25 protein-coding genes, 1 tRNA gene and 2 pseudogenes are annotated in these 26,405 nt (G+C 70.1%); 8 read left to right on the top strand and 20 right to left on the bottom strand.

The features are described 5' to 3' along the window. Positions 1 to 104: 104 nt before the first annotated feature. From H9Y04_RS01785 to H9Y04_RS01795, 3 genes are read left to right on the top strand one after another with little or no spacing between them, the layout of a single operon-like run. Complete coding sequence (locus H9Y04_RS01785) at positions 105 to 665, top strand: GTP-binding protein (RefSeq protein WP_214660758.1); 561 nt, start codon at positions 105 to 107, stop codon at positions 663 to 665. Positions 666 to 696: 31 nt separating this feature from the next. Further along, positions 697 to 1,932, top strand: a complete 1,236-nt coding sequence (locus H9Y04_RS01790; protein WP_187811790.1) for a styrene monooxygenase/indole monooxygenase family protein — start codon at positions 697 to 699, stop codon at positions 1,930 to 1,932. A gap of 55 nt (positions 1,933 to 1,987) precedes the next feature. Next, on the top strand, positions 1,988 to 2,560 hold the full coding sequence (locus H9Y04_RS01795) for a hypothetical protein (RefSeq protein WP_187811791.1): 573 nt from the start codon (positions 1,988 to 1,990) through the stop codon (positions 2,558 to 2,560). Here H9Y04_RS01795 and H9Y04_RS01800 read toward each other — a convergent pair. From H9Y04_RS01800 to H9Y04_RS01815, 4 genes are all read right to left on the bottom strand, one after another. Beyond that, positions 2,545 to 3,816 (bottom strand): C40 family peptidase, encoded by a 1,272-nt coding sequence (locus tag H9Y04_RS01800; protein ID WP_187811792.1) that lies wholly within the window; start codon positions 3,814 to 3,816, stop codon positions 2,545 to 2,547. The genes H9Y04_RS01795 and H9Y04_RS01800 overlap by 16 nt on opposite strands. 104 nt (positions 3,817 to 3,920) lie before the next feature. Beyond that, the gene (locus tag H9Y04_RS01805) at positions 3,921 to 4,190 is read right to left on the bottom strand and encodes a DUF8847 domain-containing protein (RefSeq protein WP_187811793.1); all 270 of its coding nucleotides are present in this window, start codon (positions 4,188 to 4,190) and stop codon (positions 3,921 to 3,923) included. A 51-nt stretch (positions 4,191 to 4,241) separates the two neighbouring features. Beyond that, positions 4,242 to 5,105, bottom strand: coding sequence for a TetR/AcrR family transcriptional regulator (locus H9Y04_RS01810; RefSeq protein WP_438818060.1), 864 nt, complete (start codon positions 5,103 to 5,105; stop codon positions 4,242 to 4,244). Beyond that, a complete protein-coding gene (locus H9Y04_RS01815; RefSeq protein ID WP_187811795.1) occupies positions 5,106 to 6,044 on the bottom strand; it encodes an AurF N-oxygenase family protein in 939 nt (312 codons plus the stop codon). It lies immediately after the preceding gene. A 190-nt stretch (positions 6,045 to 6,234) separates the two neighbouring features. Between H9Y04_RS01815 and H9Y04_RS01820 the strand changes: the two genes are divergently transcribed. Together H9Y04_RS01820 and H9Y04_RS01825 are read left to right on the top strand one after the other, a co-directional pair. Then, positions 6,235 to 7,341, top strand: coding sequence for a ferritin-like domain-containing protein (locus tag H9Y04_RS01820; RefSeq protein WP_187811796.1), 1,107 nt, complete (start codon positions 6,235 to 6,237; stop codon positions 7,339 to 7,341). 85 nt (positions 7,342 to 7,426) lie between these two features. Beyond that, complete coding sequence (locus H9Y04_RS01825; RefSeq protein WP_187811797.1) at positions 7,427 to 8,344, top strand: ADP-ribosylglycohydrolase family protein; 918 nt, start codon at positions 7,427 to 7,429, stop codon at positions 8,342 to 8,344. Positions 8,345 to 8,470: 126 nt separating this feature from the next. On the opposite strand, the gene H9Y04_RS01830 is transcribed toward H9Y04_RS01825, so the two are convergent. The 8 genes from H9Y04_RS01830 to H9Y04_RS01865 form a co-directional block, all read right to left on the bottom strand. Next, entirely contained in the window at positions 8,471 to 9,952 is a 1,482-nt protein-coding gene (locus H9Y04_RS01830; RefSeq protein WP_187811798.1) for a penicillin-binding transpeptidase domain-containing protein, read from the bottom strand. Between the two features lie 91 nt (positions 9,953 to 10,043). Further along, positions 10,044 to 11,342: an FtsW/RodA/SpoVE family cell cycle protein gene (locus H9Y04_RS01835; RefSeq protein ID WP_187811889.1), complete on the bottom strand. Its 1,299-nt coding sequence runs from the start codon at positions 11,340 to 11,342 to the stop codon at positions 10,044 to 10,046. A 170-nt stretch (positions 11,343 to 11,512) separates the two neighbouring features. Further along, positions 11,513 to 11,899, bottom strand: a complete 387-nt coding sequence (locus H9Y04_RS01840; RefSeq protein ID WP_187811799.1) for an SH3 domain-containing protein — start codon at positions 11,897 to 11,899, stop codon at positions 11,513 to 11,515. A 77-nt stretch (positions 11,900 to 11,976) separates the two neighbouring features. Next, the gene (locus H9Y04_RS01845) at positions 11,977 to 13,224 is read right to left on the bottom strand and encodes an ATP-binding protein (protein WP_308800823.1); all 1,248 of its coding nucleotides are present in this window, start codon (positions 13,222 to 13,224) and stop codon (positions 11,977 to 11,979) included. Then, positions 13,221 to 14,015 carry a hypothetical protein gene (locus H9Y04_RS01850; protein ID WP_438818061.1) on the bottom strand — a complete coding sequence of 265 codons (795 nt, stop codon included), beginning with the start codon at positions 14,013 to 14,015 and terminating at the stop codon, positions 13,221 to 13,223. Before H9Y04_RS01850 ends, H9Y04_RS01845 begins: the two co-directional genes overlap by 4 nt. Positions 14,016 to 14,024: 9 nt before the next feature. After that, on the bottom strand, positions 14,025 to 14,651 hold the full coding sequence (locus H9Y04_RS01855) for a class F sortase (RefSeq protein WP_308800824.1): 627 nt from the start codon (positions 14,649 to 14,651) through the stop codon (positions 14,025 to 14,027). Between the two features lie 120 nt (positions 14,652 to 14,771). Then, on the bottom strand, positions 14,772 to 14,999 hold the full coding sequence (locus H9Y04_RS01860) for a hypothetical protein (RefSeq protein ID WP_187811800.1): 228 nt from the start codon (positions 14,997 to 14,999) through the stop codon (positions 14,772 to 14,774). Positions 15,000 to 15,189: 190 nt separating this feature from the next. Continuing rightward, positions 15,190 to 15,672, bottom strand: a complete 483-nt coding sequence (locus tag H9Y04_RS01865; RefSeq protein ID WP_187811801.1) for a protein-tyrosine phosphatase family protein — start codon at positions 15,670 to 15,672, stop codon at positions 15,190 to 15,192. Positions 15,673 to 15,786: 114 nt separating this feature from the next. Between H9Y04_RS01865 and H9Y04_RS01870 the strand changes: the two genes are divergently transcribed. Further along, positions 15,787 to 16,590 carry a nuclease-related domain-containing protein gene (locus H9Y04_RS01870; protein ID WP_187811802.1) on the top strand — a complete coding sequence of 268 codons (804 nt, stop codon included), beginning with the start codon at positions 15,787 to 15,789 and terminating at the stop codon, positions 16,588 to 16,590. A gap of 222 nt (positions 16,591 to 16,812) precedes the next feature. Here H9Y04_RS01870 and H9Y04_RS01875 read toward each other — a convergent pair whose 3' ends face one another. Together H9Y04_RS01875 and ligD are read right to left on the bottom strand one after the other, a co-directional pair. Beyond that, positions 16,813 to 17,688, bottom strand: coding sequence for an ATP-dependent DNA ligase (locus tag H9Y04_RS01875; RefSeq protein ID WP_308800825.1), 876 nt, complete (start codon positions 17,686 to 17,688; stop codon positions 16,813 to 16,815). Between the two features lie 16 nt (positions 17,689 to 17,704). Further along, complete coding sequence (ligD, locus tag H9Y04_RS01880; RefSeq protein WP_187811803.1) at positions 17,705 to 18,604, bottom strand: non-homologous end-joining DNA ligase; 900 nt, start codon at positions 18,602 to 18,604, stop codon at positions 17,705 to 17,707. Positions 18,605 to 18,607: 3 nt separating this feature from the next. On the opposite strand from ligD, the pseudogene ku reads away from it, so the two are divergent. Continuing rightward, positions 18,608 to 19,399 (top strand): annotated as a pseudogene (gene ku, locus H9Y04_RS01885) (non-homologous end joining protein Ku); the annotation flags it as partial. Here the strand turns inward: ku and H9Y04_RS48940 are convergent. From H9Y04_RS48940 to H9Y04_RS01895, 3 genes are all read right to left on the bottom strand, one after another. Beyond that, positions 19,285 to 19,701, bottom strand: a complete 417-nt coding sequence (locus H9Y04_RS48940) for a pentapeptide repeat-containing protein (protein WP_498067158.1) — start codon at positions 19,699 to 19,701, stop codon at positions 19,285 to 19,287. The pseudogene ku and the gene H9Y04_RS48940 sit on opposite strands and share 115 nt — an antisense overlap. Before the next feature lie 200 nt (positions 19,702 to 19,901). Continuing rightward, positions 19,902 to 20,720, bottom strand: a complete 819-nt coding sequence (locus H9Y04_RS01890; protein WP_187811805.1) for a class I SAM-dependent methyltransferase family protein — start codon at positions 20,718 to 20,720, stop codon at positions 19,902 to 19,904. Between the two features lie 180 nt (positions 20,721 to 20,900). After that, the gene (locus H9Y04_RS01895) at positions 20,901 to 21,473 is read right to left on the bottom strand and encodes a response regulator (protein ID WP_308800826.1); all 573 of its coding nucleotides are present in this window, start codon (positions 21,471 to 21,473) and stop codon (positions 20,901 to 20,903) included. A gap of 924 nt (positions 21,474 to 22,397) precedes the next feature. Here H9Y04_RS01895 and H9Y04_RS01900 point away from each other — a divergent pair. Next, positions 22,398 to 22,469: transfer RNA gene (locus H9Y04_RS01900), tRNA-Arg, on the top strand. A gap of 893 nt (positions 22,470 to 23,362) precedes the next feature. Here H9Y04_RS01900 and H9Y04_RS48395 read toward each other — a convergent pair. From H9Y04_RS48395 to H9Y04_RS01915, 3 genes and pseudogenes are all read right to left on the bottom strand, one after another. Then, positions 23,363 to 23,719: pseudogene (locus H9Y04_RS48395) on the bottom strand (recombinase family protein); the annotation flags it as partial. A 261-nt stretch (positions 23,720 to 23,980) separates the two neighbouring features. Then, positions 23,981 to 24,856 carry an immunity 49 family protein gene (locus tag H9Y04_RS01910; RefSeq protein ID WP_308800827.1) on the bottom strand — a complete coding sequence of 292 codons (876 nt, stop codon included), beginning with the start codon at positions 24,854 to 24,856 and terminating at the stop codon, positions 23,981 to 23,983. Between the two features lie 12 nt (positions 24,857 to 24,868). Next, positions 24,869 to 26,296, bottom strand: coding sequence for a hypothetical protein (locus H9Y04_RS01915; RefSeq protein WP_187811807.1), 1,428 nt, complete (start codon positions 26,294 to 26,296; stop codon positions 24,869 to 24,871). Positions 26,297 to 26,405: the final 109 nt, after the last annotated feature.

Genomic DNA, 26,405 nt, shown 5'->3' on the forward strand with positions numbered 1-26,405 from the left:
CGGAAGCCGGGGCCGAAGCCGGAGCTGCAACCGCAGCCGAAGCCGGACCCGCGGCCGAGCCTGTAGCTGTAGCCGCCGCCGAAGAGGGCGCACAGCCCTGGCAGCTGGACCGTACGCGTGCGCCCGTGGCCACGAAGATCGTGGTGGCCGGCGGCTTCGGTGTGGGCAAGACGACCCTGGTCGGCTCGGTCTCGGAGATCACTCCGCTGCAGACCGAGGCCCTGATGACCGAGGCGAGCGCGGACTCCGACGACCTCACCGCGACCCCGGACAAGCTGACCACCACCGTGGCCATGGACTTCGGCCGCATCACGCTCGACGACGACCTCGTCCTGTACCTCTTCGGTACGCCGGGCCAGCAGCGCTTCTGGTTCATGTGGGACGACCTCGTACGCGGCGCGATCGGCGCGGTCGTCCTCGCCGACACCCGGCGCCTCGACGAGTGCTTCCCGGCCCTCGACTACTTCGAGAGCTGCGGCCTTCCGTACGTCGTGGCCGTCAACCACTTCGAGGGCACCGAGGAGTTCGCGGAGGCCGATGTGCGCGAGGCCCTGACCGTGCCCGACCGGATCCCCGTCCTGATCATGGATGCGCGCCGCCGCATCCCCGTGGTCGAGACGCTGCTCGCCCTGGTCGGCCACGCTCTCGACATGACACCTGAATAACCTCCGTACCGCTTCTGGGAGTTGCCCGCGCATGAGAAAGATCCTGATAGTGGGAGCCGGCCAGTCCGGTCTCCAGATCGCCCTCGGCCTGCAGTCGCAGGGCTACGAGGTCACCCTGATGTCCAACCGCACGGCGGACGAGATCCGGGCCGGCCGGGTGATGTCCACGCAGTGCATGTTCCACACGGCGCTGCAGCACGAGCGCGACCTCCAGATCAACTTCTGGGAGTCCCAGGCCCCGCGCATCGAGGGCCTCGGCGTCTCGGTCGCCGGCCCCGAGTCGCAGCGGGTCATCGACTGGGTCGGCCGTCTCGACGGTTACGCGCAGTCGGTCGACCAGCGCGTGAAGTTCGCGGGCTGGATGGAGACCTTCGCGCAGCGCGGCGGCCAGCTCGTCATCCACGGCGCGGCCGTCTCCGACCTCGACTACTTCTCCCGTACGTACGACCTTGTCCTGGTCGCGGCGGGCAAGGGCGAGCTGGTCTCGATGTTCGGCCGCGACGCCGCGCGCTCGCCGTACGCCGAGCCGCAGCGCGCCCTCGCCGTGAGCTATGTCCACGGCCTGGGCACGCGCCCCGAGCACCCGGACTTCGACGCGGTGCGCTGCAACCTGGTGCCCGGTGTCGGCGAGCTCTTCGTGATGCCGACGCTCACCACGTCCGGCCGCGCGGACATCCTCTTCTGGGAGGGCATCCCGGGCGGTCCGCTCGACGTCTTCCAGGGCGTCAAGGACCCGTCCGAGCACCTGGCGCTCACCCTGGAGCTGATGGAGCAGTACACGCCCTGGGAGTACGCGCGGGCGACGAAGGTCGAACTCACCGACGCGGGCGGCACGTTGTCCGGCCGCTACGCCCCCACGGTCCGCAACCCCATCGGCCGGCTGCCCGGCGGCGGTCTGGTCCTGGGTGTCGCGGACGTGGTCGTGGCCAACGACCCGATCACGGGCCAGGGCTCCAACTCGGCCTCGAAGTGCGCCGCTTCGTATCTCTCCTCGATTGTCGAGCACGGGGACCGCCCGTTCGACGAGGCCTGGATGCAGTCCGCCTTCGACCGCTACTGGGCCACGGCCCAGCACGTCACGAAGTGGACCAACGCGATGCTGGCCCCGCCCCCGGAGCACGTCCTGAACCTGATCGGCGCGGCGGGCGGCCTCCAGCCGATCGCCGACCGCTTCGCCAACGGCTTCAACGACCCGGCGGACTTCGAGAACTTCTTCTACGAGCCGGAGAAGGCGGGGGCGTACTTGTCCTCGGTCGCGGGGAGTTGACCTGCGTCCGCGCTGAGCTGTATCCGTACCCCCCTGGGGCTCAGGGGGGTACGGCATGGCGCGCAAGACGTACGTCACGAAGGACCTCGTGCGCTGCGTGCCGATGCGCCGACGGCTGTGCGCGGCGGCGCTCGTCGCGACGGCCGTGATCGAGGTGATCGCCTTTGCGACTGCGGACGGCCTCGGGTTCGAGGGCACGGGGCGCCTGGCCCAGACATGCGTCGCCGCAGGCCTGCCGGTTCTGTTCGCGCTGGTCGACCTGCTCGGCCGGAGACGTCAGGTGCGTGCGTTCGCCGACGCGGTCCAGATCGTTCCGGTTCGGGCACTGCTTGCCCGGGAGGGCGAACAGCGCCGGCTGCTGCGGAAGACTTCACTGTTCGGCGTGGGCGTGGGCGTGATGTTCTCGCAGACGCTCGCCATCCAGGTCGACTGGCCGATAGCGGCCCTGGGATGCCCGGCCGCGCTACTGATCGCCCTGGTGGGCAACGAGCGGATCCGTGCGTGGGAGCGCCGCAACGGCGTGCACCTGTGGGTGTTTCCGCCCACGGTCAGCTGGGGGCAGGACGACAAGCGCGGGTACTACTCGACCCCCGCGGTCGAGCCCGCCGTCCGTCAGGGTGCCCGGTAGCCCGGGGCTGTCGCCGGGTTCGGGTCCGGCCGTACGACTCCCAGGACCTGGCGCCCGCCCACCGGCCCGACCGACACGCGCGCGCCCGGCCGTGGTGCGTCCACCACCTTGCCGTCCCCGATGTACAGCGCCACGTGCACGGCGTCCGGGCCGTACACGACGACATCCCCGGGACGGGCCGACCGCAACGGGACCTTCTCCAACGAGGACCACTGAGCGCGTCCCGTACGGGGAATCCGGATCCCCGCCCGCTCCCACGCCGCCGCCGTCAGCCCAGAGGCGTCGAACGCCCGGGGTCCCCGCGCCCCGGCCGCGTACGGCTTTCCGACCTGCGCGAGGGCCCACCGCACCACTTCCGCGCCCGCCCGCGACGGAGCCGCCGCCCCACCGGGGCCCGGCAGCGCAGCCGACGCCAGGAACTGCGACTGCGCCGCTGCCGTCCCGGACGCCTCCAGCTTCCGCACCTCGGCGATCTGCGCCGCACTCAGCGAAGCAAGCAGCTTCTCCACGGCCTTGAGCTTGGCCACCACCGCGTCCCGCTGCTTCTTCTGCCGCCCCGCGAGCACCTGCTGCTTGTCCAGGGCCTTGCGCGCCGCCGTCGCCAGCTCGTCCGCCTTGCGTTCGTCGGCGGTCAGCCGCCCCACGGTCTGCACGCGTTCGCGCGCGAGCCGCCCGATCACATGCTTCTGGTCGAGCGCGGTCTGCGGATCGGGCGAGAGCAGCAGCCGTACGTACCCGTCGAAGCCGCTCTCGCCCTGATACATCTGGCGCGCGAGCCGTCCCGCCGCGAGCCGGCTGCCGCTCAACGCCAGCCGTGCGCGCGAGAGTTCGTCGCTCTTCTTCCGGGCCTCAGCCGTCTGCTTCTTCAACTGCTCGGCCGTCGCGTTGTACTTCTCGGTCGCCTGCTCGGCCGCGCGGTACAGCTTCTGCAGCTCGGCCAGGAGCCCGGCCACGGACTTCTCACCGGCCGCGGACGAGGGGAAGGGGGCCGTCAGCGGGTCCGCCGCATCAAGAGGATCCGTCAGCGGGTCAGCCCCATCGACAGGATCCGTCGGCGTGTCCGCCCCCTCGGCCGGATCCGTCAGCGCATCCAGCCCGTCAGCAGGATCCGTCGGCGCCCCCTCGGCCGAAGCCGACGGCGCCCCCGTCCCGACGGGCTCCGGCTCCGGCGCCGACAGCGCCCCGCCCGCGGGCCCGACGACTCCGGCCGCCACCACGGCGGCGGCACACACAAGGCGCAGCACTCTGCCTGACATGTCATCACCTCCGGTCCCGGGATGGCCGGTCCACCCCAGGAGGAGCATGCGATGCAATCAGGCTGAAAAGCCTACAACTGGGCGGTATGGGGCATGCTGCTCACTCATTCAGCGGGCCCGGGCTTCGACCAGGGCCACCTCAGGCGCCCCGTCTCCGCGTTCCCGTCCGCGTCGTACTCGTAGCGCCAGAGCTGCCGCACCCCTTGCCGTCCCGCGGCCACGCGCCGATAGACGACGGTCGTGGCGGGGGAGTCCTCGGTGGCGGGGACCGGGATCTTGTAGAGCTTGGGCGGATGGCCGGTCGGGCCGGTGAGGACGTCGAGGACGCGGCCGTCGAGCGGGCCGCCGACGAAGGTGATCGGGTCGCGGTTCACCAGGCAAGTGTCACAGCTCGCGCCCCGGAGCGCCGCCTCCCGGGTGCCCCCTCACAGCAGATGACCTGCCTCGCTCACCACGGGCAGCACCTTCCGGGCGAGCCGCCCCACCGGCCCGTCCGCGCGCTCCATCGCCAGGGCCGAGCGCAGCACCGTCGCCGTCTGCTCGTCGGAGGCCGCGGTGGCGGTCAGCAGGGCGACGAACTGGTCGAGCAGCCAGTCCCGCAGCTCACCGGCCGGGGGCTGTTTGTCCTCGTCGAGCCAGATGAGCGAGGCCGCCTCGACGGCGGAGATCCAGGTCCGTACGAGCAGATGCAGCCGCGGGCCCGGGGTGCCCACGGGCATATGGCCGAGGATGCTCGCCGCCGCGGCCCGCCGGACCTCGTCGACTATCGCGGTCGTACGGGAGGTGGAGACGACGCTGCCGCCCTGGAGAAGCGCGGCGAAGCCGGTGTCGTGGGAGTCGACGAAGGCGAGGTAGCGGTCGAGGGCCCGGCCGAGGCGCTCGGTGAGCGGTCCGGTGGGCGGTTCGTCGAAGCACTGCTCGAGCACATCGGCCGCCGAGCGCAGCGCCGCCTCGTACAACTGCTGTTTGCCGCCGGGGAAGTAGCGGTAGACGAGCGGCCGCGACACCCCGGCCGCCTCGGCGACATCGTCGAGGGAGACCTCCTCGGGCGCCCGGTGCGCGAAGAGCCCGAGCGCCGCTTCGAGCAGCTGGCTGCGTCGTGCCTCGACGCTCAGGCGCCGGTACGCGGGGGCCGTGGGCGCCACGGGGGCCACGGGATTCGCGGGGCCCGAGGGGCGTGCGGGACTTGCGGGTCTCGCGGGATTCGGGGGGTTCGCGGAGGGGGAAACGGGCGCCGGGGACATGCCCGAAGCGTAATCCGCCGGCGCCCGCCACAGGCCGGAGACCATCTACGCGAGCAGCCCCGAGCTCTTCCACAGCCGGCGTCCGGGACCCTGCAACACCCCGATGTCGTCGAGGAAGTCGGTCAGCCGCTTGGCCCCGGACTGCATCACCTCGCGCCGGTGCCCGCTCGCCTTGACCTGCGCGAGCGCCTCGCGGCGGTCGAGGCCGACGTCCGTGTAGACCTGCGGGTTCACGAACGCCACCGAGAACACCTTGGCCGCCTGGCCGGAGCTGATCCGGGTCAACTCCCGCTCCCAGCGCGGCGCGGTCACCATCTGGCGCCTCAACTCCTCGCGGGCGTACCGCACATGGCGGGCCTCCTCGACGACATGGATCCGCGTCACTCCCCGTACGAGGGTCTGCACGCGCTCGTCCGGGAAGGTCAGCCGCTGCATCCAGTCGAGGATCTCCTCGCCGAGCAGGGTGCAGGCGAAGGAACCCGGCGTGGTCGAGACGGTCTTGAGCACCCGGGCCAGATTGTGGTTGAGCTTGCTGACGGGGTAGACCTTCGCCCCGCCCTTCTTGATCATGCGCGCGAACATCATCGAGTGCCGGCACTCGTCCGCTATCTCCGTGAGCGCGTAACGGACATGGGCGCTGTCCATCGGCTTGTCATAGATGTGCCGTACGAGCAGCTGCATCAGGATGATCTCGAACCAGATGCCGAGAGAGGCCAGCGAGGCCGCCTCGTACCGTGCGAGCTCCATCCGCTGCTCCTCGGACATCCGCTTCCACAGCGGGGTGTCGTAGAGCGAGACGAGCTCCGGCGGCCAGAACCACTTGCCTTCCTCGACCGGAGCGTCCCAGTCCAGCTCCTTGTCCGGGTCGAAGGAGTGCTTGGCGGAAGACTCGAGGAGCCGCTCGGCGACTTGTTCACGGTCCTTGAGCAGGCCGAGCGCGTCCCTGAGGGCGTGGCTCGTGCCCGCTTCCGTCATGGTCGTCATCGCGGTTGTCACCTCGTGACTCGGTTACCGGGGGTCACTTGTTATGAGACTGCTTGTCAGCAAGGCCGTCAATCCCCTGCGCGCGACTTGTTGACCGCGCGTCTACCACCGTGTGAACCTGCCAACTGCCCGTTCCTGCAAGGCGAGTCGGGGTCTCCGGGGCCCTGCCTGCGAGGAGAAGGAGCCGTCCGTGCCGACGTATGACCGCTACATCCAGCCCCCGGCGGAACCGATCTGGCAGGTGCCGGCCACGGGGGCGGCCCGCTTCAACTGGGAGTACGACGACGGCCGTGAGCGGCTGCTCGCGCTCTACCAGAAGGGCAAGGACAAGCAGTGGGACGGTGCGAAACGCATCGACTGGGACCTCGAGGTCGATCCGTACGACCCGCTCGGCACCCCGGACGAGTCGCTCTCCCTGTACGGCACGCGCCACTGGGCGAAGCTGACGGAGCGCGACAAGGGGGAGCTGCGGCAGCACTTCGCCTCCTGGCAGTTCAGCCAGTTCCTGCACGGTGAACAGGGCGCGATGATCTGCGCGGCGCGGATCGTCGAGTCCGTCCCCGATCTGGACGCGAAGTTCTATTCGGCCACGCAGACCATGGACGAGGCCCGGCACGCGGAGATCTTCGGCCGCTTCCTGCACGACAAGGTGGGCATGGCCTACCCGATCAACGACAACCTCCAGTCCCTCCTCGGCGACACCCTGCGCGACTCCCGCTGGGACATGCCGTATCTGGGCATGCAGGTCCTCATCGAGGGGCTCGCCCTCGCGGCCTTCGGCATGATCCGCGACACGACGGACAAGCCGCTTCCGCAGCAGATCCTTGCCTACGTGATGCAGGACGAGGCCCGGCACGTGGCCTTCGGCCGCATGGCGCTGCGCGACTACTACAAGCAGCTCACGGACGCGGAGCTGCGCGAGCGCGAGGAATTCGTCATCGAGGGCTGCTACTTGATGCGCGACCGGCTGCGCGGCGTGGAGGTCCTGGAGAACTTCGGCATTCCGAAGGCGGAGGCCGAGGAGTACAGCGAGCAGTCCGAATTCCTCGCCCTCTTCCGGCAGTTGCTCTTCTCCCGCATCGTCCCGTGCGTCCGCGACATCGGCCTGTGGGGCAAACGCCTCCAGGAGGCGTACGTGGACATGGGCGTCTTCGAAATGGGCAACGCCAACCTGGACCAACTCATGGCCCAGGACGAGGAGATCGCGGAGAAGCTGGACGCCGAGCGCTTCGCCGCGGAGGAGGCGGCCAGGGCGGAGGAAGTGACCGAGGCGATCGCACAGGGGGCCGAGGCCTGACGGGTCCGTCTCCCGGCCCACCTGATGGTCCGCATCCGGCTGGAACTCGATCGCCCTGAGCGGTCGCCTCCGGCAGGATCGGGACATGACGCCCGCACCCGCCCCAGGCCCCGCCCCGCACCGCGCCGCCGCCCGCCGCAGTCTCGAAGGGCTCGCGCTCGGGGACGCGTTCGGCGAGCGGTGGTTCCCGCTGTTCCGTGAGCCCAAGGAGGCGTACGAGCAGATACGGGCCCGCCGGATGCCCGAGGAGCCGGACTGGCACTGGACCGACGACACCGCCATGGCGCTCGGCATCCAGCGCGTCCTCGACCAGTACGGCGAGATCCGGCAGCAGGAGCTCGCCGCGGCCTTCGCGCTCGTCTACGACGCCGACCCGGCGCGCGGCTACGGATACGGGATGCACCAGCTCCTGCCCCAGCTGCTGCACGCGCCGGCCGAGTGGCGGCGCCTGGGCGGTGAGCTCTTCGACGGCCAGGGCTCGCTCGGCAACGGTGCCGCGATGCGGGTGGCCCCGCTCGGCGCCTGGTTCGCGCACGACCTCCAACGCGTCGCCGAGCAGGCGGTGTTGTCCGCCGAGGTGACCCATGCCCACCCTGACGGCATCGCGGGCGCCGTGGCCGTGGCGGTGGCCGCGGCACTGTCCGTACGCGGTGAGCTCGGGCTCCGGGCGGTCGCCGCGGCCACGCCCGAAGGGCCCGTACGGGAGGGCATCGAGCGCGCGGCGGACGTGCCGTTCACGACAGAGCCGTGGCGCGCGGCCGATCTCCTCGGCAACGGACAGCGCGTACGCGCCGACGACACCGTCCCCTTCGCGCTCTGGTCCGCCGCCCGCCACCCCGACGACCTGGTCTCCGCGCTGTGGACCACGGCCGAGGGCTTCGGCGACGTGGACACGACCTGCGCCATCACCGCCGGCGTGGTCGCCGCCCGCACGGGCACGGACGCGGTCCCCAAGCCCTGGCTGACCCGCCGCGAACCCCTCCCGGGCAGCCCCGCCGCCTGACCAGCCACCGTGCTGCGGGCACCCGTGCCACCCGTGCTACGTGCTGTGGGCAGTCGTGCCGCAGGGCGGCACGGGTGGGCACAGCACGCCCCACGGAGACGCCCCCGCAGCGACCAGCCCACCCCGTCAACGCCAGCGCCCACCGGCCCCCGCACGCACAAGCCCCGCCTCCATCACCGCCCGAGCAATAGGCGCCGCACTCCCACCCCCACTGATGTCATCCCGCACCGCCGACGCATCCTCCACGACCACCGCCACCGCCACCGCCGGCGCAGCCGAATCGGCAGGCTGCGCCCAGGAGATGAACCACGCGTACGGCAGCCCCGTGTTGCCGAAGCCGTGCTGCGCCGTCCCCGTCTTCCCCCCCACCACCGCCCCCGGGATCGCTGCATTGCGCCCCGTCCCCTTCTCGACGACCTCGACCATCAGCTCCCGGAGCACCGCCGCCGTCGCGGGGTTGAACGCCTGCCGCAGCGACCGCGGCTGCGGCAACGAGACCGTGTCCCCGGACGCATCCGTCGCACGGTCGACCAGATAGGGCGCCTTGAGGTCCCCGCCCGCCGCCACCGCCGACGCGACCATCGCCATCTGCAGCGGCGTCGCCGTGGTGTCGTACTGCCCGATCGAGGACAGCGCGAGCTGTGCCTTGTCCATCGACGTGTCGAAGTTGCTGGTCGCGACGGGTGAAGGGATGCGCAGCCCCCGGGTGTTGAACCCGAAGCGCTGCGCCGTGCCCGCCATCGCGCCGAGGCCCACATCGACGCCGAGATGCGCGAAGACGGTGTTGCAGGACCAGGTGAACGCATAGCGCAGGGAAGCGTTCGCGCAGCCCTTGACCTCGTTGCCGAGCGCGGTGGACGTGCCCGGAAGGCGGTACGGATCGGGGGAGTTCGTGGGCGCGTCCACATCCGTGATGACGCCCGCGTCGAGCGCGGCGGCCGCCGTCACCACCTTGAACGCCGAACCCGGCGGATACGTCTGCCGGATCGCCCGGTTCAGCATCGGCTTGCTCGCGGCCGCGTTCAGCCGGGACCAGTGCCGTGCGGCGGTGATCCCGTTCCCCGAAAGGAGCCCCGGATCGTACGAAGGCGTCGAGACCAGGGCCAGGATCTTGCCCGTGGACGGCTCGATCGCCGCCACCGCACCCTGCTTGCCGCCGAGCCCGTCGTACGCCGCCCGCTGCATCGCCGGCTCGATCGTGGTGTGCACCCGCCCGCCCGGCTGCGGCTCCCGCGTGAGGTCGCCGAGGAACGGCAGCGGCGACAGGAGCGGCGAGGTGCCCGACAGGATCCGGTCCTCGGTGTTCTCCAGGAGCGTCGAGCCGTACACCTGCGAGGCATAGCCGGTGACCGGCGCGTACAACGGCCCATTCTTGTACGTGCGTTCGTAGCGGAGCTGCTCACCGGTGTCCTCGGACCCGGTGACCGGCCGCCCGCCGACATAGATGTCACCGCGCGGCTGGCTGTAACGGGCGATGTCCTGGCGGCGGTTGGCCGGATTGTCGTCGTACGTGGCGGACTGGACGATCTGGATGCGCGCCGCGTTGAGCAGCAGCAGCGCCGTGAGCAGCAGACAGAAGGCCGCGGCCCAGCGGATCTGACGGGTCACTCGGAACCCTCCCGGCACATCGCGGAACCCTCCCGGCACATCTCGGAACCCTCCCGGCACATCTCGGCGACCTCGATGCGGATCCGGCGGGTCATACGGCTCCCTCCTCGGGACGTCTGCGCCCGGAATCGCTCAGCCGGATGAGCAGCGCCACCATGATCCAGTTGGTCACCACGGACGAACCGCCCTGCGCGAGAAAGGGCATCGCCATACCGGTCAGCGGGATGAGCCCCATCACTCCGCCCGCGATCACGAACACCTGAAGGGCGAGGATCGAAGCGAGCCCGACCGCGAGCAGCCGCCCGAAGGCGTCCCGCAGCGCGAGGCCCGTCCGGTAGCCGCGCGCCACGAGCACCCCGTACAGGACGAAGACGGCCGACAGTCCGACGAGCCCCAGCTCCTCGCCGGCCGTCGCCAGGATGAAGTCGGACTTCGCGGCGAACCCGATCAGGATCGACTCGCCCTTGCCGAGTCCGGTGCCGAGCATCCCGCCGGCCGCGAACGCGAAGAGTGACTGGGCGAGTTGGTTGGGTCCCTCGCCCGCCTCGATCGACGCCAGCGGATGCAGCCAGTCCGTCACACGCGCGTGCACATGCGGTTCGAGGCGCGCCGCCGCATACGCGCCCGCGCTGCCGAGCAGCAGCCCGACCGCGAGCCACCCCTTCCGCCCGGTGGCCACGAAAAGGAGGATCACGAAGAGCCCGAAGAAGAGCAGCGAGGTGCCGAGGTCGCGCTCCACCACGAGCACCGCGACGCTCACCAGCCAGATCGCCACGACCGGACCGAGCACCCGCCCCGTCGGCAGCCGCATCCAGAGCACCCGCCGGCCCGCGTACGCGAGCGCGCTGCGGTTCGCCGCGAGATAGGCCGCGAAGAACACCGCGAGCAGGATCTTCGCGAACTCGCCCGGCTGCAGCGACAGACCGCCGATCCGCACCCACAGGCGCGCCCCGTTTACCGGCGGGAAGAAGATCGGCACCGTGAGCAGCGCGAGCGCGGCGAGGCCCGACAGATACGCGTAACGCTGCAGTGTGCGGTGGTCCCGCAGCGCGAGCACGACCAGGATGAACAGCCCCACGCCGACCGTGGACCACACCAGTTGGGCCGGCGCGGCCTGGTCGAGCGGGGTCTCCTGGTCGAGGCGGTAGATCAGCACGAGGCCGAGCCCGTTGAGCAGCACCGCCGAAGGCAGCAGCAGCGGATCGGCGTACGGCGCGCGCAGCCGCACCGCGAGATGCGCGACCAGGGCGAGCACCCCGAGCCCGGCCCCGTATCCGGCCGCGCCCGGCGGCACCACACCGTGCCGGGCGAGGCCGACGGAGACATACCCGCAGACGCTGAGGCCCACGGCGAGGACGAGCAGCGCGAGTTCGACCCCGCGCCGGCGCATCGGCCCGGCCCCGGTGACGGCGGCGTCCCGCGGGTCGGTGAGCCCCGCCAGGTCCTTCAGGTCCTTGAAGTCTGCCGTCGATCCGGTCATGCGCGGACGGTAGCAATGGGTGGGTGTGATGTCCCGTTATATCGGGACGTTTTCGTCATGCGAAGGGGAGTGGGCGGCGCTCAGCACCAGCGCGGCGCGGGCCCGATGTTGTCGATGTAGTACGCCGCGCCCCAGGCCCAGGTCCCGTCGGTCAGCTGGTACCAGCGGTCGTTGCCCTGGACGTTCTCGCCGCGGGTCTTGCAGAAGATGTGCACGATCGCGCCGTACGGCTCGGTCCGTACGATCCTGCTGCCGCGGGTCGGTGCGTCGCGCAGGAGCAGCCCGTTGCGGGCGCTGATCCGGCCCAGATAGCTCGGCGGCGGGTTGTTGCCGGGGTCTGCGGGCAGCAAGTGAACAGAGGTCTGCGCGGACGGCTGCGCGTACGAGGGGATCGCGGCCCCGGCGAGGCAGAGCGCGCCGAGCGTGGTGGATATGCCCAGGCGAAGGGCGGTGGACCGGAGCGACATGAGGGCCTCCTGAGAAGGGGCGAACCGGTGTGATCACGCTAGGAGCAGCCCTCGGAGTTCGCAAAAGGGAACCGGCCTCAGGCCTCCTCGTACGGCAGCGTCAGCCGCGCCACCGCACCGCCCTCCGGCGCGTTCGCGAAGTCCAACTGTGCACCCAGGACCCGCGCCTGGCCCACCGCGATGGTCAGCCCGAGCCCATGTCCCTTGGCGCCGCCCTCGGTACGGAACCGCTGCGGTCCGTGCTCCACGAGGTAGTCCGGGTATCCGTCACCGTGGTCCCGCACGGAAACCACCGGACCGTCCACGGTCACGAGCACCGGAGCGCGGCCGTGCTTGTGTGCGTTGGCGATCAGGTTGCCGAGCACCCGCTCGAGCCGCCGGCGGTCGGTCTCCACGCGTACATCCCGTACGACGACGACCTCGGTGTCCGTCCCCGAAGCCTGCGCCGTACGTTCGACGAGCGGCCCCAACGCATGGGTGTCCAGGTCGACTTGCTCGCGCCGGGAGTCGAGCCGGGAGATCTCGAGCAGATCCTCGGTGAGCGTCCGCATCGTCTGCACCCGCTCGCGCACCATCTCGGCGGGCCGCCCCGGCGGCAGGAGTTCGGCCGCCGCGTGCAGTCCGGTCAGCGGGGTGCGCAGCTCGTGCGCCACATCGGCGGTGAACCGCTGCTCGCTCTCCAGCTTGCCCTGCAGCGAGGCGGCCATGGTGTCCAACGCCCCCGCCACGGTGGCCACTTCGTCCTGTGCGCGGCCGGGATCCTTCGTACGGGGGTCTTCGACCCGGGCGTCCAGGTCGCCCGCGCTGATCCGGCGCGCGACCGTGGCCGTCTGGTGCAGCCGCCGCGTCACACGGGTCACGCCGAACGCCCCGATCAGGAGCGTCGTGCCGATCGCCAGGACCGAGGAGACCGCGATGGCGCGGTCCAGGCCCTCGATGGTCCGCGCACCCTGCGCGTAGTCGACGCCCACGGCCACGACCTGGCCGCTGTCCGCCGGGCCCGCCGCCCACATCACGGGCTGCCCGTCGTCCTCGGCGACCATGGTGCCGCGCTTGCCCTGCAGGGCCAGGTCGCGCAGGGAGCCGGGCAGGCCCGCCAGGTCGATCCCCGCGTCGGGCGGAAGCCGGTCGCCCGCTTCGTACAAACGGGTGACGTCCTCCAGCTTGGCCAGCGCCTTCTCGCGCGCGTTGCCCACGGTCTGGCCGGTGACCGCGACATGCACGAAAGCGCCGAGCATCGCGGCGAGCGCACAGCACATGACCGTGATGAAGACCGCTGCCTTCCAGGTGAGGGACGCGGTCCAGGAGGGGAGGCGGGGTCTCACGGCGTGGCCCCGGGGGAGGCGGTGGCGGCGGGCGTGGCGCTCAGGGTGGGACCCGCGCTTTCGGCGGGTGACGGGGCCGCCGAGCGCTGGGGCGTGGCGCTCGGCCCGGGCGCCTTCACGATCTCCATCCGCGTGGGCAGCATCGACCGCGCCGTCCCGTCCCAGGACCACACGTCACGCAGCTCGTACCCGGCGAACGGCGCCGGCGAGCGCAGAATCAGATCCCGCCCGGCCAGCTCCGCGCTGATCACGGGCTGGGTCGTGGACATGATCCGTACGAGCCGGCCGTCGTCCTGCGTATAGGCGCGGATGCCGATCCCGAAGTCGTCCCGGTTGCCCAGGTCGATCCCGACGATCAGCTCGTCCTTCCCGCTGCCGGTCAGATCGCGGTAGTACGCGCTCAGCACGGGGCAGCCCTTGTCCCCGGCCTTCCCCTCGCAGGCGAGGATCCGCGCGGCGATCTCCGAGGGCATGGCGTCCTGGCCGCTCGCCTCGTCCGGGTGCGCCCGTACCTCCGCCTGCACCACCGCGAGCGCGTCCACCCGGTGCAGATCGCCGTCCGGCACCTCGATTCCCGGCACGACCTCGGGCTTGGCCTCGGCGAGATCGTCCTGGGTGTCGTTCTTGGCGGGCGGCAGCTCGGGCCAGAGCCGGGCCGGACCCACCGCGCTCGGGGTCGGGCCCGCACTCTGCAGTCCGCCCGCGCCGCCGCAGCCCACCGCCGTGGCGGTGAGCAGGGCGACGGCGCACAGCGCCAGGGCGGTGCGGGCCGGGCGGACGGTCAACGGCACTCCAGGCGGTTACTGGACCAGATCGGCGTAGAGAATGATGTTGTCCGTGCGGTGGCCGTCCTTCAGGCCGCCGCCGCAGGTGAGGAGCCGCAGCTCTGCACGGTCCGTCGTTCCGTACACCTTATTGGTCGGAAAGTCGTTCTTGTTCACCTGCTCGATCTCACGGATCTTGAAGTGCGCCGTGGTGCCGTCCGCACGCGGAACGTCGACGGCATCGCCGATCTTGATGTCCTTGACGTTCTTCATCAGCGCCGGCCCCTTGGCGGTGTCGTAGTGCGCGACCAGCACGGACGCGCCCTTCTCGCCGGGCGTCGGCCCGTCCTGCCACCAGCCCGGCAGCTCCGCCTTGTCGGCCGGCGGCACCTTCAGCTCGCCGTTGCCGTCGGTGGTCAGATCGAGCATCGACTTGGCGTCCACACCGGCCGAGGGGATCTTCAGGCCGGTCGGCTTCGACTGCTTCATCGGCTGCACGGCCTGCTTGGCCTGCGCGGCCGCGGTGTTGGCGACCTTCACGTCCGGGCCGGGCTGCCCGCTCTGGCCGCAGCCCATCAGGCCGGCGCCGAGCGAGACGGTCAGCACGGACGCGGCGGCTATACGGGTGGCGCGGCGGGGGAGGGTGGGGGTGGGGGTGGTCACGGGGTGCTCCTGTGGGGGGTGGCAGGCGGGCTGCGGAGGATGCTTCTGTCGCGGAGGGTGCTTTCGCTGCAGAGGGTGCTTTGCGCCGCGGTGGGTGCTTCGCGCCGGCGGATGCCGAGGTCAGCCGTCCGTACGGCCGCGGCGCATCATCGCGAAGCCGAGGCCCGCGGCACCGGCCGCGGCGACACCGCCGCCGGCGGCGAGCAGGACGGGCGACTCGGTCCTGACGGGTTCGGCGGACGGCGTGGCCGCGAAGGAGGAGGCGGCCGGAATCAGGAGCGCACCACCGGCGAGGGCGGAGACGACGGCGGTACGGACGAGGGCCTTGGGGCGGCGAGAAGTGCTCACGAGTGATCCTTACGGCTCTGGCTGCTGTTGCTGACGTGCTTGCCGGTGCTCCTGCTGTGTTCCGACGTATTCGAAGCTATGTGTCCGCTATTGCGACGATTCGGCGGCCGTGTAACAGCGGCCCATAGCTGTGCAGACAGAGCCGTTACTTATTCACCCTTGAACCAGCGCAGCCTGGCGCGGATGCCCTTCACGCCCCGACCATCCCGTTCACCAGGTAGTGCACGAACGTCGCGTTGTGCAGCGCGTACGGCGAGCGCCGCTCCCGTATCAGCGCGATCGCCTCCTCGGCCTTGTGCCCGCCGAGCATCAGCGCACCGGCCGCCACCAGACCGGACCGGTTGTACCCGCTGTAACACCGCACGAGAACCGACCGCCCGGCCGCCAGCGAGGCATGCGCGACCCACGCCATCCGCCGCACCTCGGCCAGCTGCTCCTCGCTGAGCGCGGCGTCCGGGATGTTTAGGACGTGATGCTCCACACCGGTGGAGGGGCCGTGGCCCGGGACCGTATGGAGACTGCAGACGACCTCGAACTCGTCGCGTACGACGACGGGTTCGGCCGGTCCGCCCGCGCCGCGCATCTCGTGCCCGCCCATCGAGAGCCCCGGCGCGATCTCGTCCCAGCGGCGCTGCGGCGAAGGCACCTCGGAGAAGGAGAGCCTGGTCGGCATCCGTCAACCCCCTCAAGTCCCGTCCAGCGTAGGCACGTTCGGCCGACTCCGGGCCCGACCGGGTTATTGCCGCGGCCGCGGCGAGCTGTTCCCATGGTCGTGGGGTGATGCGGCATGGCCGACTTGCGGGTCGTACCCACATGGCGACACGGACACGAGCGCTACTACGTACTCCTCCCTGACGGCAGGAACATCGCCTGGTACGACCGCGAGGCCGGCCGGGTCAACCTCCTCAGGGACGAGCGCAGGCAGGAGGTGCTCCGGGCGCTCGGACCGTATCTGACAGGACCGGTCACGGTTGGCACCCCACCGGTGCCGACCAGCGCCGAACTCGCCCGCCTCGCGCTGCACCCCGACGACGACCTGGCCCCCAACCGGCCCGGCGAGGCGCTTCTGGTCTCCCTCGACCGCGAGCCCACCCCGGTCCGCCGGCTGCGCACCGACCGGCGCCGCCGCGACCTGGTCGCCCAGCAGACGGTCGGCGAGACCCTCGACCGCCTGGAACCGGGTGGCTGGCGGGCCCTGCACTCCCTGCCCTTGCCGGGCGGCAGCACACTGCACCACCTCCTGATCGGCCCGGGCGGCATCTTCGCGTTCCACGCCCTGCACGCCGCCAAGCACCGCGTCCGCGTCTCGGACCCGGAGGTCACGGTGGGCCGCGCACAGCCCGAGCCGCTCATCGGCCGCCTGCGCCAACTCGCCGACCGGGCCTGCCTGGCCCTGACGGCGGAGGTACGCCCGGTACTCGCGGTGGTCGCGGCCACGACGGTCGACCTGCGCGGCCCGCTGCGCGAGACCCGCGTCATCGAGGACACCGACCTCACGACGTTCGCCGCACTGGGCGGCGTCTACAAGCCGACGGACGTGGAGGCACTGTTCGGGCAGGCGCGGGACCGGCGGACTTGGTTGCGTACGTAGCGCACTCAGCCGCTCCGGCGTTTGAGGAGATCCGAACGAAGTTCGGATGCGGGGTCCGGGGCGCAGCCCCGGTCTCGGGAAGGGGCGGGGCGGGGAGAAGGGCCCGCCGCAGGCGCAACGCACCCGCACCCCCACCGGCCCCAGCCCTGCCCACCCGCCGAGCCCACCCGCCTAGCCCGCCCAGCCGACAGCCCGCCGACCCCGCCCACCCGACACCCCGCCCTACCGAAACCGCACAACCCCCACCGTCCGATGCCGAGTGACCTGCTCCCGCACCTCCACCACCACCCCACCCCCCACCTTCCGATACGCCACATCCCCGAGCCCCACCGCATTGAGCTCCCCCACACCACGAGCCGAAGGCAACAGCTCCGCCGCCTGGGCCCGTACCCTCGGGGACAGCGGACTCGACAGAACCGGTGAGTCGTCACCGGGCAGCACCACCACCAGCGCCTGCGGCCGCGCCGCCGCCCCGGTGAACCCGACCACCACCGCATCCCGCGTATCGCTGTGCCGCAGCTTCAGCCACGACCGTCGCCCCGCCCGGTACCCCTGATCGAGCCGCTTGACCACCAGCCCTTCGACCCCGGTCTCCCGCAGCCCCTCGTACCAGGTGAGCGCCAGCTCCCGGTCCGTCGTCATCGGCACGGCCTGCAACGGCGGCCCGAGCGGCGCGAGCAGCGCCACGAGCTCCTCGCGCCGCCGCGTGTACGGGACCGGCCGCAGATCCTCCCCGCGCAGCGCCAGGAGATCGAACGCCGCATACGAGGCCGGCAGCGCCCGCGCCAGCTCCGCCGCCCGGGCCGGCGCGGACATGGCGCGCTGCTGCACAGCCGCGAAGTCCACCCGCCCCTCCGTCCACACCACGACCTCGCCGTCGACCACGGTCCCCTCGGGCAGCGCCCGCGCGGCCTCGGCGATATCCGGAAAGGACCGCGTCACGATCCGCCCGGACCGCGCCTGAAGCTGCACCTGACCGCCGACGTGGAAGATCACCAGCCGATGCCCGTCGAACTTCGGCTCGTACGCCCAGCCGCCGGCCCCCTCGGGCAGCGCGCTCACGGGCTCGGCGAGCGCGACCTTGACCGGGGGCCTCACGCCGCTCCCCGCGTCGTCACCGGAACCCCTTGGGCAGCTTCCCGGCCCGGTTGAGATTGATCAGGGGCCCGAGCAGATCGCCGTGCTCCTGGAGCCGCGGCGCGATGTCGTTCGCCAGGAACACCAGGTCATCGGGGTGCCCACAGGCCTCGACCTCGTCCCAGGTGACGGGCGCCGACACCGTCGGCAGCGGCCGCGCCCGCAACGTATAGGGAGCCGCGGTCGTCTTCGCCGCCGCGTTCTGGCTGTAGTCGACGAACACCTTCCCGGGCCGCAGCGCCCTGGTCATCCGGTGCAGCGCCAGCCCCGGCAGCTCATGCTCGGCCTCGACGGCCAGCTCCTTCGCGTACGCGGAGACCTTCTCGGACGGCGTCGGCTGCAGCGGTACGAGCACATGCAGGCCCTTCGAGCCCGAGGTCTTCGCGTATACGTGCAGCCCGTCGGCCTCGAGCCGCTCCCGCAGCCAGAGCGCCACCTCGCAGCACTCGACGATGGTCGCCGGCTCCCCGGGGTCGAGGTCGAACACCATCCGGTCCGCCTGGCCCGGCGCATCGGCCTGCCACTGCGGCGTATGGAACTCGGTCACCAGATTCGCGGCCCACATCAGAGTCGCCAGATCCTGTACGACGACCTGTTTGGCGGTACGCCCCTCGCTGCGCCGGGGCACCTCGGCCGTGCGCACCCACGCGGGTGTGCCCGGCGGCACGTTCTTGGCGAAGAACCGCTGGCCATCGGGCCCGTCCGGAAACCGCAGAAAGGAAACCGGCCGGTTGTACAGATGCGCGAGCAGCGAACCGGCCGTCACGGCGTAGTAGTGCAGCACCTCGCCCTTGGTGAAGCCGTGGGCGGGATAGAGCACCTTCTCCAGATTCGAGAGCGCGAGGCGCCGCCCCTCCACCTCTGTGATCGGCGTCATACGATGAGAATCCCACGTAAGACGCTCATCACCTCTCTTAAGGGGCGAAACGTGCGATCCATATGGAACGGTGCCATCTCCTTCGGCCTGGTCAGCATCCCGATCAAGCTCGTCAACGCCACCGAGAACCACAACGTCTCCTTCCGCCAGATCCACACCGCCGACGGCGGCCGGATCCGCTACCGCAAGGTGTGCGAGCTGGAGGAGAAGGAGGTCACGGCCCAGGAGATCGGCAAGGGGTACGAGGACGCCGACGGCTCGATCATCCCGATCACGGACGAGGACCTGGCGTCGCTGCCGATCCCGACCGCCAAGACCATAGAGATCGTCGCCTTCGTCCCCGCCGAACGGATCGACCCGCTCCAGATGGACACGGCGTACTACCTGGCGGCGAACGGAGTCCCGGCCGCCAAGCCGTACACCCTGCTCAGAGAGGCTCTGAAGCGCAGCCAGAAGGTGGCGATCGCCAAGTTCGCGCTCAGGGGCCGCGAGCGCCTGGGCATGCTGCGTGTGGTCGACAACGCGATCGCGATGCACGGACTGCTGTGGCCCGACGAGATCCGCGCAGCGGACGAGGTCGCCCCCGACACCCACGTCACGGTCCGCGACGCCGAGCTGGACCTCGCGGACGCCCTGATGGAGACGCTCGGCGAGGTCGACATCGAGACCCTGCACGACGACTACCGCATCGCTGTCGAGGAGATGATCGCCGCGAAGACCGGCGGCGGTGCCGTGGCCCAGGCCCCGGCCGAGCCCGCGGGCGGCGGCAAGGTGATCGACCTGATGGCGGCCCTGGAGAGCAGCGTGCGCGCGGCGCAGGCGGCGCGGGGCGAGGGCGCCGACGAGGCTTCGGAGGAGGGCGAGGTGGCCGAGGTCACGCCGCTGAAGTCCCGTAAGACTGCTGCTCGTAAAACCGAATCCTCCAAGACCGCTTCGTCCAGGGCCGCTTCGTCCAGGGCTGCTTCCACCAAGACCGATTCCTCGAAGACCGCTTCTTCCAAGAGGGCACCGTCCAGGAGCGCGCCGGCCGCCCCGAAGGCCGTCGGCGGGAAGAAGTCGACGGCGGGAGCGGCGAAGAAGGCGGCGTCGGGCACCACCGCGAAGAAGACGGCCAAGACGACCGGGGCGAAGAAGTCGAGCGCCAAGACGGCGGCGGCGAAGAAGACGACCGCGCGTAAGCGGGCATCGGCTTAGCCGCCGCATAGGGGCTGGTTGCTGTTGGGCTGACCCGGGCCGTTGGCGTTCGGCCGGCCGTTTGGCTTGGGCCGGGGCAATCCCTTCTTGGCTTGGGCCGGGGCTATCCCTTCGCGGTGGTCACCGCGAACAGCCCCACGGTCTCCATCGCACTCTCCACCTCGCCGAACCCCGCGGCGCGCGCCCACTCCTCGGCCCGCTCCACGCTCCGGCACTCCATCTCCCACAACTTCCCCTCCCGATTGGGCAGTACGTGGGCGATGAAGTCGAGCTGCGGATGCCGTGTCTGCGTGGTGAACACCATCGTGCCGCCGGGCGCGAGCAGGCCCCGCAGCCGTTCCATCGACGCGCGGATGACCTCCTCGTCGAGCAGCAGCTCGTAGAGCCCGGACACGACGATCACATCCGGCGCACCCGACGACGGCGGCTTGGGATCCAGCGCGTCGCCCACCTCGTAGGTGATGGCATCGGCGCCCAACCCCTTTGCCTGAGCCAGCAGTTCACCCTGCCGCAGCCCGGCTTCCGACAGATCCCGGCACTCGACCCGCACCCGGCCCTCGGGGTGCCCGGCGATCAGCTGCTGCAGATAGCGCCCGGGCCCGCCGGCCACATCGAGCACGAAGACATTGCGGCCCCGCCGGTGGATCTCCTCGTCCAGCGTCGCGAGCAGCAGCGCCCGGCGCGCCCGAATGGCCCGCCATCCGACGGCGTTGAGGAAGACCCGGTCGATGAGGACCCCGATCCCCGCCGCCCCGTGCGCTTTGTCGACATAGACGTAATCAAGCATGGTCCCGCTGTCGAACCCGTACCGATAGCCGATCCGGACACCCTTGCTGAGCCGTCCGGCACTCTTCAACAGGGCCCTCATCGAAGCCCACTTGACCCGGCCGAGCGGACCGGGACGCGTCACGTGTGAAGTCATACCTCCACGTTCGCGCCGCACTCCGACCCCGGATATCCGTACGGCTACTCGTCTACGGCTGGGTAACCCTGCGGATACCTCCCCGAACGAAACCTCAGCGGCGCCGGCGTGCGGGGGAGAGTGGCGTGCGCCCCCGTCTTGGGGCCGAGAGCCGCACGAGCGGAGAGTCGGGCGTGCGCCTCAGCGCCGCCCGCGCCCGGCACGCTCCTTGGGCTTGTCCTGAACCACAGCAGAGTCGACGGCAGCAGAGGCATCCACAGAGGCCCCGGCCCCGGACCCGACCCCGGATCCAGAAATAGACGCAGCCCCGGACGCAGTCCCTACCCCGGACCCGACCCCGGATCCAGAAACAGACGCAGCCCCGGACGCAGCCCCGGACGTGGCCCCGGACGTAGTCCCTGACCCGCGACCTTGCTCGACCAGCCGCCTCACCAGAGCCACCAGCTCCGAGGGCTCGAAGGGCTTGGCGAGAAAGGCATCCACCCCGACCTCGAGCCCGCTCTCCACCTCGTACTGAGTACAGGCACTCACGATGACGAGCGGCAGCTCACGCGTCCCGGGATCGTTCCGCAGCCGCGCAGCGGTCCGCAGCCCGTCGAGACGAGGCATGACCACATCAAGCGTGACGGCATCGGGCCTCACCTGCTCCACGATGTCCAGCGCCTCGGCACCATCGGCCGCGGTCACGACCTCGAAGCCCTCCAGCTCGAGGTTGACCCTGATCAACTGCCGGATCACCTTGTTGTCGTCCACAACAAGCACCCGGCCGGACGCCCCTGGCACAAATTCGAGGGTAGGTCCGCCCCGCCCACCGCGTCCGGCTTTTCGCCACTTCCACTCGCGGGACGCTTGCCCGACACGGGACTACGCGCGCTATACGCGCAGGCCGTATGGCTTCCTGCGCGGGCCGCACGGCTTCCTGCCCGCGCCGTACGGGTTCCCGCGCACGCTGCATGGCTTCCCGATCACGCCGCATGGTCTCCCGCCCACGCCCCGCCCCACTGTCCGCCCGGCGGCCCTTGCCCTGCTCAACACCGGGCGGTCCTTGCCCTACTCAACATCGGGCGGTCCCACGCCTGAGGCAACCCACCCACATCCGGGGTGCCTCGGCTTACCGCTCACCGTTCTCCTGTGGCTGTGGCTGTGGCTGTGGCTGTGGCTGTGGCTGTGGCTGTGGCTGTGGCCGTGGCCGTGCCTGTGCGCGTGCCCGTGCCCGTGCGGTGTCGGTTCCGGGGGCGGGGCGGGGCGGGGCGGTGTCGGTTCCGAGGGCGAGGGCGTGGATTGGGAGTTGGGGGGGGTGTGGTTGTGGTTGAGGTTGGGGCGAAGGGACGCGGCCGGCCCCGCGCCCGCAGGGGAGACGGGAAGAACAGACGATCGAAGCGGCCATCGCCGACGCCGCCCCGCGCCCGCGGGGAAGACGGTCCGCGAAAGGGACGCCGAAGGCAACGGCGCACGCCGCCCCACGCCCGCGGCAAGCGACCCCCACCTGCACGAACCCGGCCCGCCGACCACCACACCACTACCCACGAAGCCCGGGCAAGCCGAGCACAGAGCCCAAGAACCCTGGGCACGGAGCACCAGAACCCCAGCCCACCCCTCACCCGAAAATCAGGTTCCGGTGCACCCCCGGTGAGCTGGTAGGGTTCTACCCGTCACCGCTCAAGCAGCGCCTGACACGCCCCCGTAGCTCAGGGGATAGAGCAACGGCCTCCGGAGCCGTGTGCGCAGGTTCGAATCCTGCCGGGGGCACCCACAACATGGGAACGGGTCTGACCGATATGTCGGGAAGATCCGACCCGGGTGCCATGATCGGGTACCAGCACTTCGGTGCGGGTACCCGATTTTTTGTTCCATCGTTCCAGCTCACGGGTGACGCGGGCCAGATCGTCAATCAGCGGCTTGGGCAGTGTCACCTGCAGCGCCAGCTCTTTTCGGGGCCGGCTGTAGCGGGCTTCCAGGGCGAATGCGGCGTAGAGCCGCCGCTGGATCTCCTCAGGGACGGTCGCTAGATCCATGGACATCCGGGGGAGCGCTTCGAGCAGGGCGGTGTCGGGCCTGCACACGGGAGTGTTCTTGGGAGTCGTCAGCCCTGCCAGCTGGTCAGCGAGGGCCTTGGTCTGTGCCCCGAGCTTGGCGTGCTCGCGGCGGATGGCATCTCGGAACACCTTCTCCTGCGCGGGGTCGATTCCGTCTGGCGCCCCTTCGGCGAGGCTCTGGATCAATCGGCTCTGCCGCTCTCCGATGGCCTCGATGGCTTGCTGCAGCGCTGTGCGCTCGCGTAGCGCTGCCTCGCTTCGGTTGTCCGTGGGCCCCGCCCTCAGCGCCGCGTCGAGATGGACCTTGCGGTCGGGGCCGAAGACGAAGGTGGTGAAGAAGCTGGAGATCGCGGCTACGAGGATTTCTTCCCGGATCCACAGACTCTTAGGGTGTGTGGGGAACCAGGCCTGGTCGAGGTGCTCTTTGGGATCCGGCTGGCAGGCGTAGTACGGGATGTCATGGCGGGTCTTGCCGAACATCCGGCGGTTGCAGAGGTCACACCAGACGTAGGAGCGCAGGACGTAGGTCCGAAGCGTGTCGGGGTGGGAGTTGGGCCCGTCGTTCGTACGTGAGCCTCGGCGTTTGTAGGACATCGTGGAGACGGTGTCGAAGAGCTCTTTGGTAATCAGGGGCTCGTGGGTGGGGTGTGCCGACCACACCCAGTCCTTCGGGTCGTTGTTGCGGCCGCCCTTCTTCGTCGCGCGGCGGTTCCACACCTGGTAACCGGTGTACTTCGGGTTGCGCAGGATCTCGCGGATAGCGGAACCGCTCCACCGGCCAAGCCGGGCGCCGGGGCGTGTCGGCTCGGGTGGCGGGTTGGCGAGCTCGTCCAGCGATAGACGACATCGTCGTGGGGGCGGGGCGGTGTGAACGTCATCGGACACCCCCGCTCGGCAGCGCCCGGCCCTGGCCGTTACGCCGGTGGAGCCCGGGGCCTGGCCGGGCGCACAGACGGATTTCACCCGGCGTGAGGGGGAAACCGCCGAGAAGTACAGCCATCAGCAGCACGGCGACGGACAGCGCGAGAGTCGGCAGCATGCCGGCCTCCAAGTGATCGCTTCGGCAACGACGCGACCACCACACCGTCGGCTCGGTGAAGAGCGGAAGTAGCTGATCGCAATTGGTCGTCAATGCCCACGACGACAGCGAGCGCGATACGAAGAAGCCCGTGTATGCCCGACTCTGCTGGAACCGGCGGATCGCTCGCAGGCTGGAGAAGCCAATCAGGCGTCGACTTCGCCGGCCCACTTGAACTGGAGGAGTGCCGTCGGCAGGTAATCGGATTCGACGGTGATGGGGAAGTCGTTGTCGTATGCCATGCAGACAATGGCGAGCGGGGCCAGCGCGACCAGGCCATCGGCGTCTGAAGACCGGGCCTCGTCTGCGGACCAGTACTGCTTATGCCAGTTCAGGAACTCCGCGAGCGAGGAATTGAACTGCTCTGTCTCGCCACGGTTGTAGAGCTGGAAGAGTTCCAAGACGGGGTAATGAATTTTGAGGAGCGACTCTTTATCCGGGTGCTGCGCGACATCCGGACTCACGCCCTTGATCGCTTCGGTCAGCGTCCGCCACATCTCGTCGCCTCGCCTGTGCCAGTAGTGCTGCAGTGCTTCAGCCCAGGCGTAGGTGTATTCGTCGAACACCGCTCCTTCGCCGGATTCACGAAGGAACGAGATCGGCACGCTCATCAGCCGGTCCAGGCGATCGTCCTCCCGGCAGATCGTCGCCAGATACACCGCCGTAAGCCAGTTGCCCACATGGGTATAGGAAGTTGGACCAGTCGCAGGAAGCTCCGTGACCTTGCCGCCGATACCGATACGCGCCAAGACGGTGGCATCTGTAGTGGTGGCGGCGTCGAAGAGCGCCGAACCGACCTGCATGGCAGTGATCCATGCTTCCCAGGTCTCGAGCTCTTCAGTCCGCGGGGCATAGGCGCAGCACGACATGGCCTCGTGCACAGTGACACTGAGCGCCCGCGACCGGGCCATGTCGGAACTCGCAAGCCGATCAAGCACCCGGCGGACGCTCGCCCTGAGCGAATCCATGTCCGCCCGGGTCGCATCGACTGGGAAGTCATGGCGGGGGATGCGCACGACCACTGACTAGCTCCTCTAGTTGATCTTGAAGTGTTCCAACACGGAGCCGTCGTAGGCGCCCGCGTTCTCTTTGCCCTTCACGAGAACGTATTGCACCTTCCCGTCCTCCAGAGCATCCATCAGCGCATCCGCCAACTCTCTGTCGCGCCCTCCGCGCTTCCACATCTGATCAATGATTGTGTCGAGATATGGCCTGGTCCCCTGCTTCACCATCATGTTCGCTGCCGGACCCGAGCCCAGACGCGGCGGATTGAGGCCGGCCTTCGGGCCCTTTGCCTCGACCACGAGATATCGGCCATCTCCGAGGTCGTACAGGTCGTCGAGCATGTTAGCGCCGTTCGGCGTCTTCGGGAGGACGATCCTCTGGGCCTCCGGAAAGAGCTGCTTTACGGCGTGATGCCTGGCCGCGAGCTCGCCGAGTCTTTCGGAATGCTTGCTGTTGTTCGGTGTATCGCCGAGCTGCTCCTGATACGAATGCCTGGCGGCGTCAAGGTCCATCTGGGCGTCGATTGAGGGATTCTCCTTGAACGCTCTCTCTGCGTTCATGAGATCCACGCTGACCCGGCTGTTCTTTGCCGCCTCATCAAGGATGGGCCGGCGAGTGGGGTCCACGGTTTCGGGACCCAGCGGCGTGCGGCTGTGTCGGATCTCGGAAGGGCCCTGCGGCAGGTCGAACTTGGCGACAAGCTTTCCGTCCGGGCCCGTCTTCAGGATGGGCAGTTGAGCACCATCGACAACCCTGCTTTCCTGCCTCCGGAACGGCTCCCCGTCCCGCATGCCGTAGTGCTCCTTGAACCAGTCCGGATCTTCATTTGCCTTCCGGACATGCTCATCCTGGATGGCCTTGCGCTCGGCGGCCGTGAGCTCGCCATCGGCTGCAGTGTTGCCATCTCGCGACTCGGGTCCGTCGCCTGAGCGTGACGGGGGCGCACCTCCATCGCCGGCACCGCGTGCTGGATCACTTCCGCCCCTGGAGGGCCCGAGGTCGTCGAGGATCCCACCACTCGGGGGCAGAGGGCCGCGGCCCCTGGGAGGCAGGTCGCCGGAGCTGCCGCGACCAGTGCCGTCCGCCGCACTTGACCCCGTGCCGCGGGTTCCGCCCCCAGCAGTGTTGTCGGCGGCCCCTGACCCACTACCGCGGCCACCGCCGGTGTTGTCGAGGTCCATGCGGGCACCCGTGGTCCCGCCGTCCGTACGGCCTCCGAGGGAGGCCGCTGCGTCTGCGCGTGCTCCTGCTCCGACGAGGACTGGCTGCTCGGCATCGGCTCGTACGGGCGGTGGGGTCTCGGTGCGGCCTGCGGGGGTGTCGACGATGTCGGTCGGGGCGTGCTCCGGGCGCTGGATGACGTTGAGACGGTCGTCAATGATGGCGCCGTCCGCGCGCATATATGCCTGGCGGCCGTCGTCGAGCCGGCCCAGCGGGATGGCGTTCTCCGGGAGCACCGGGACGTCGTCGGGGACCTTGATGCGGCCGTCGGGTAGAGCGGTCGCCCCCTCGGGAACCCGACTGCCGTTGGGGAGATAGAGATCTCCGTTATCCAGCAGGGTGTAG

Source organism: Streptomyces polyasparticus, from assembly GCF_014493765.1.
Classification (GTDB): domain Bacteria; phylum Actinomycetota; class Actinomycetes; order Streptomycetales; family Streptomycetaceae; genus Streptomyces; species Streptomyces polyasparticus.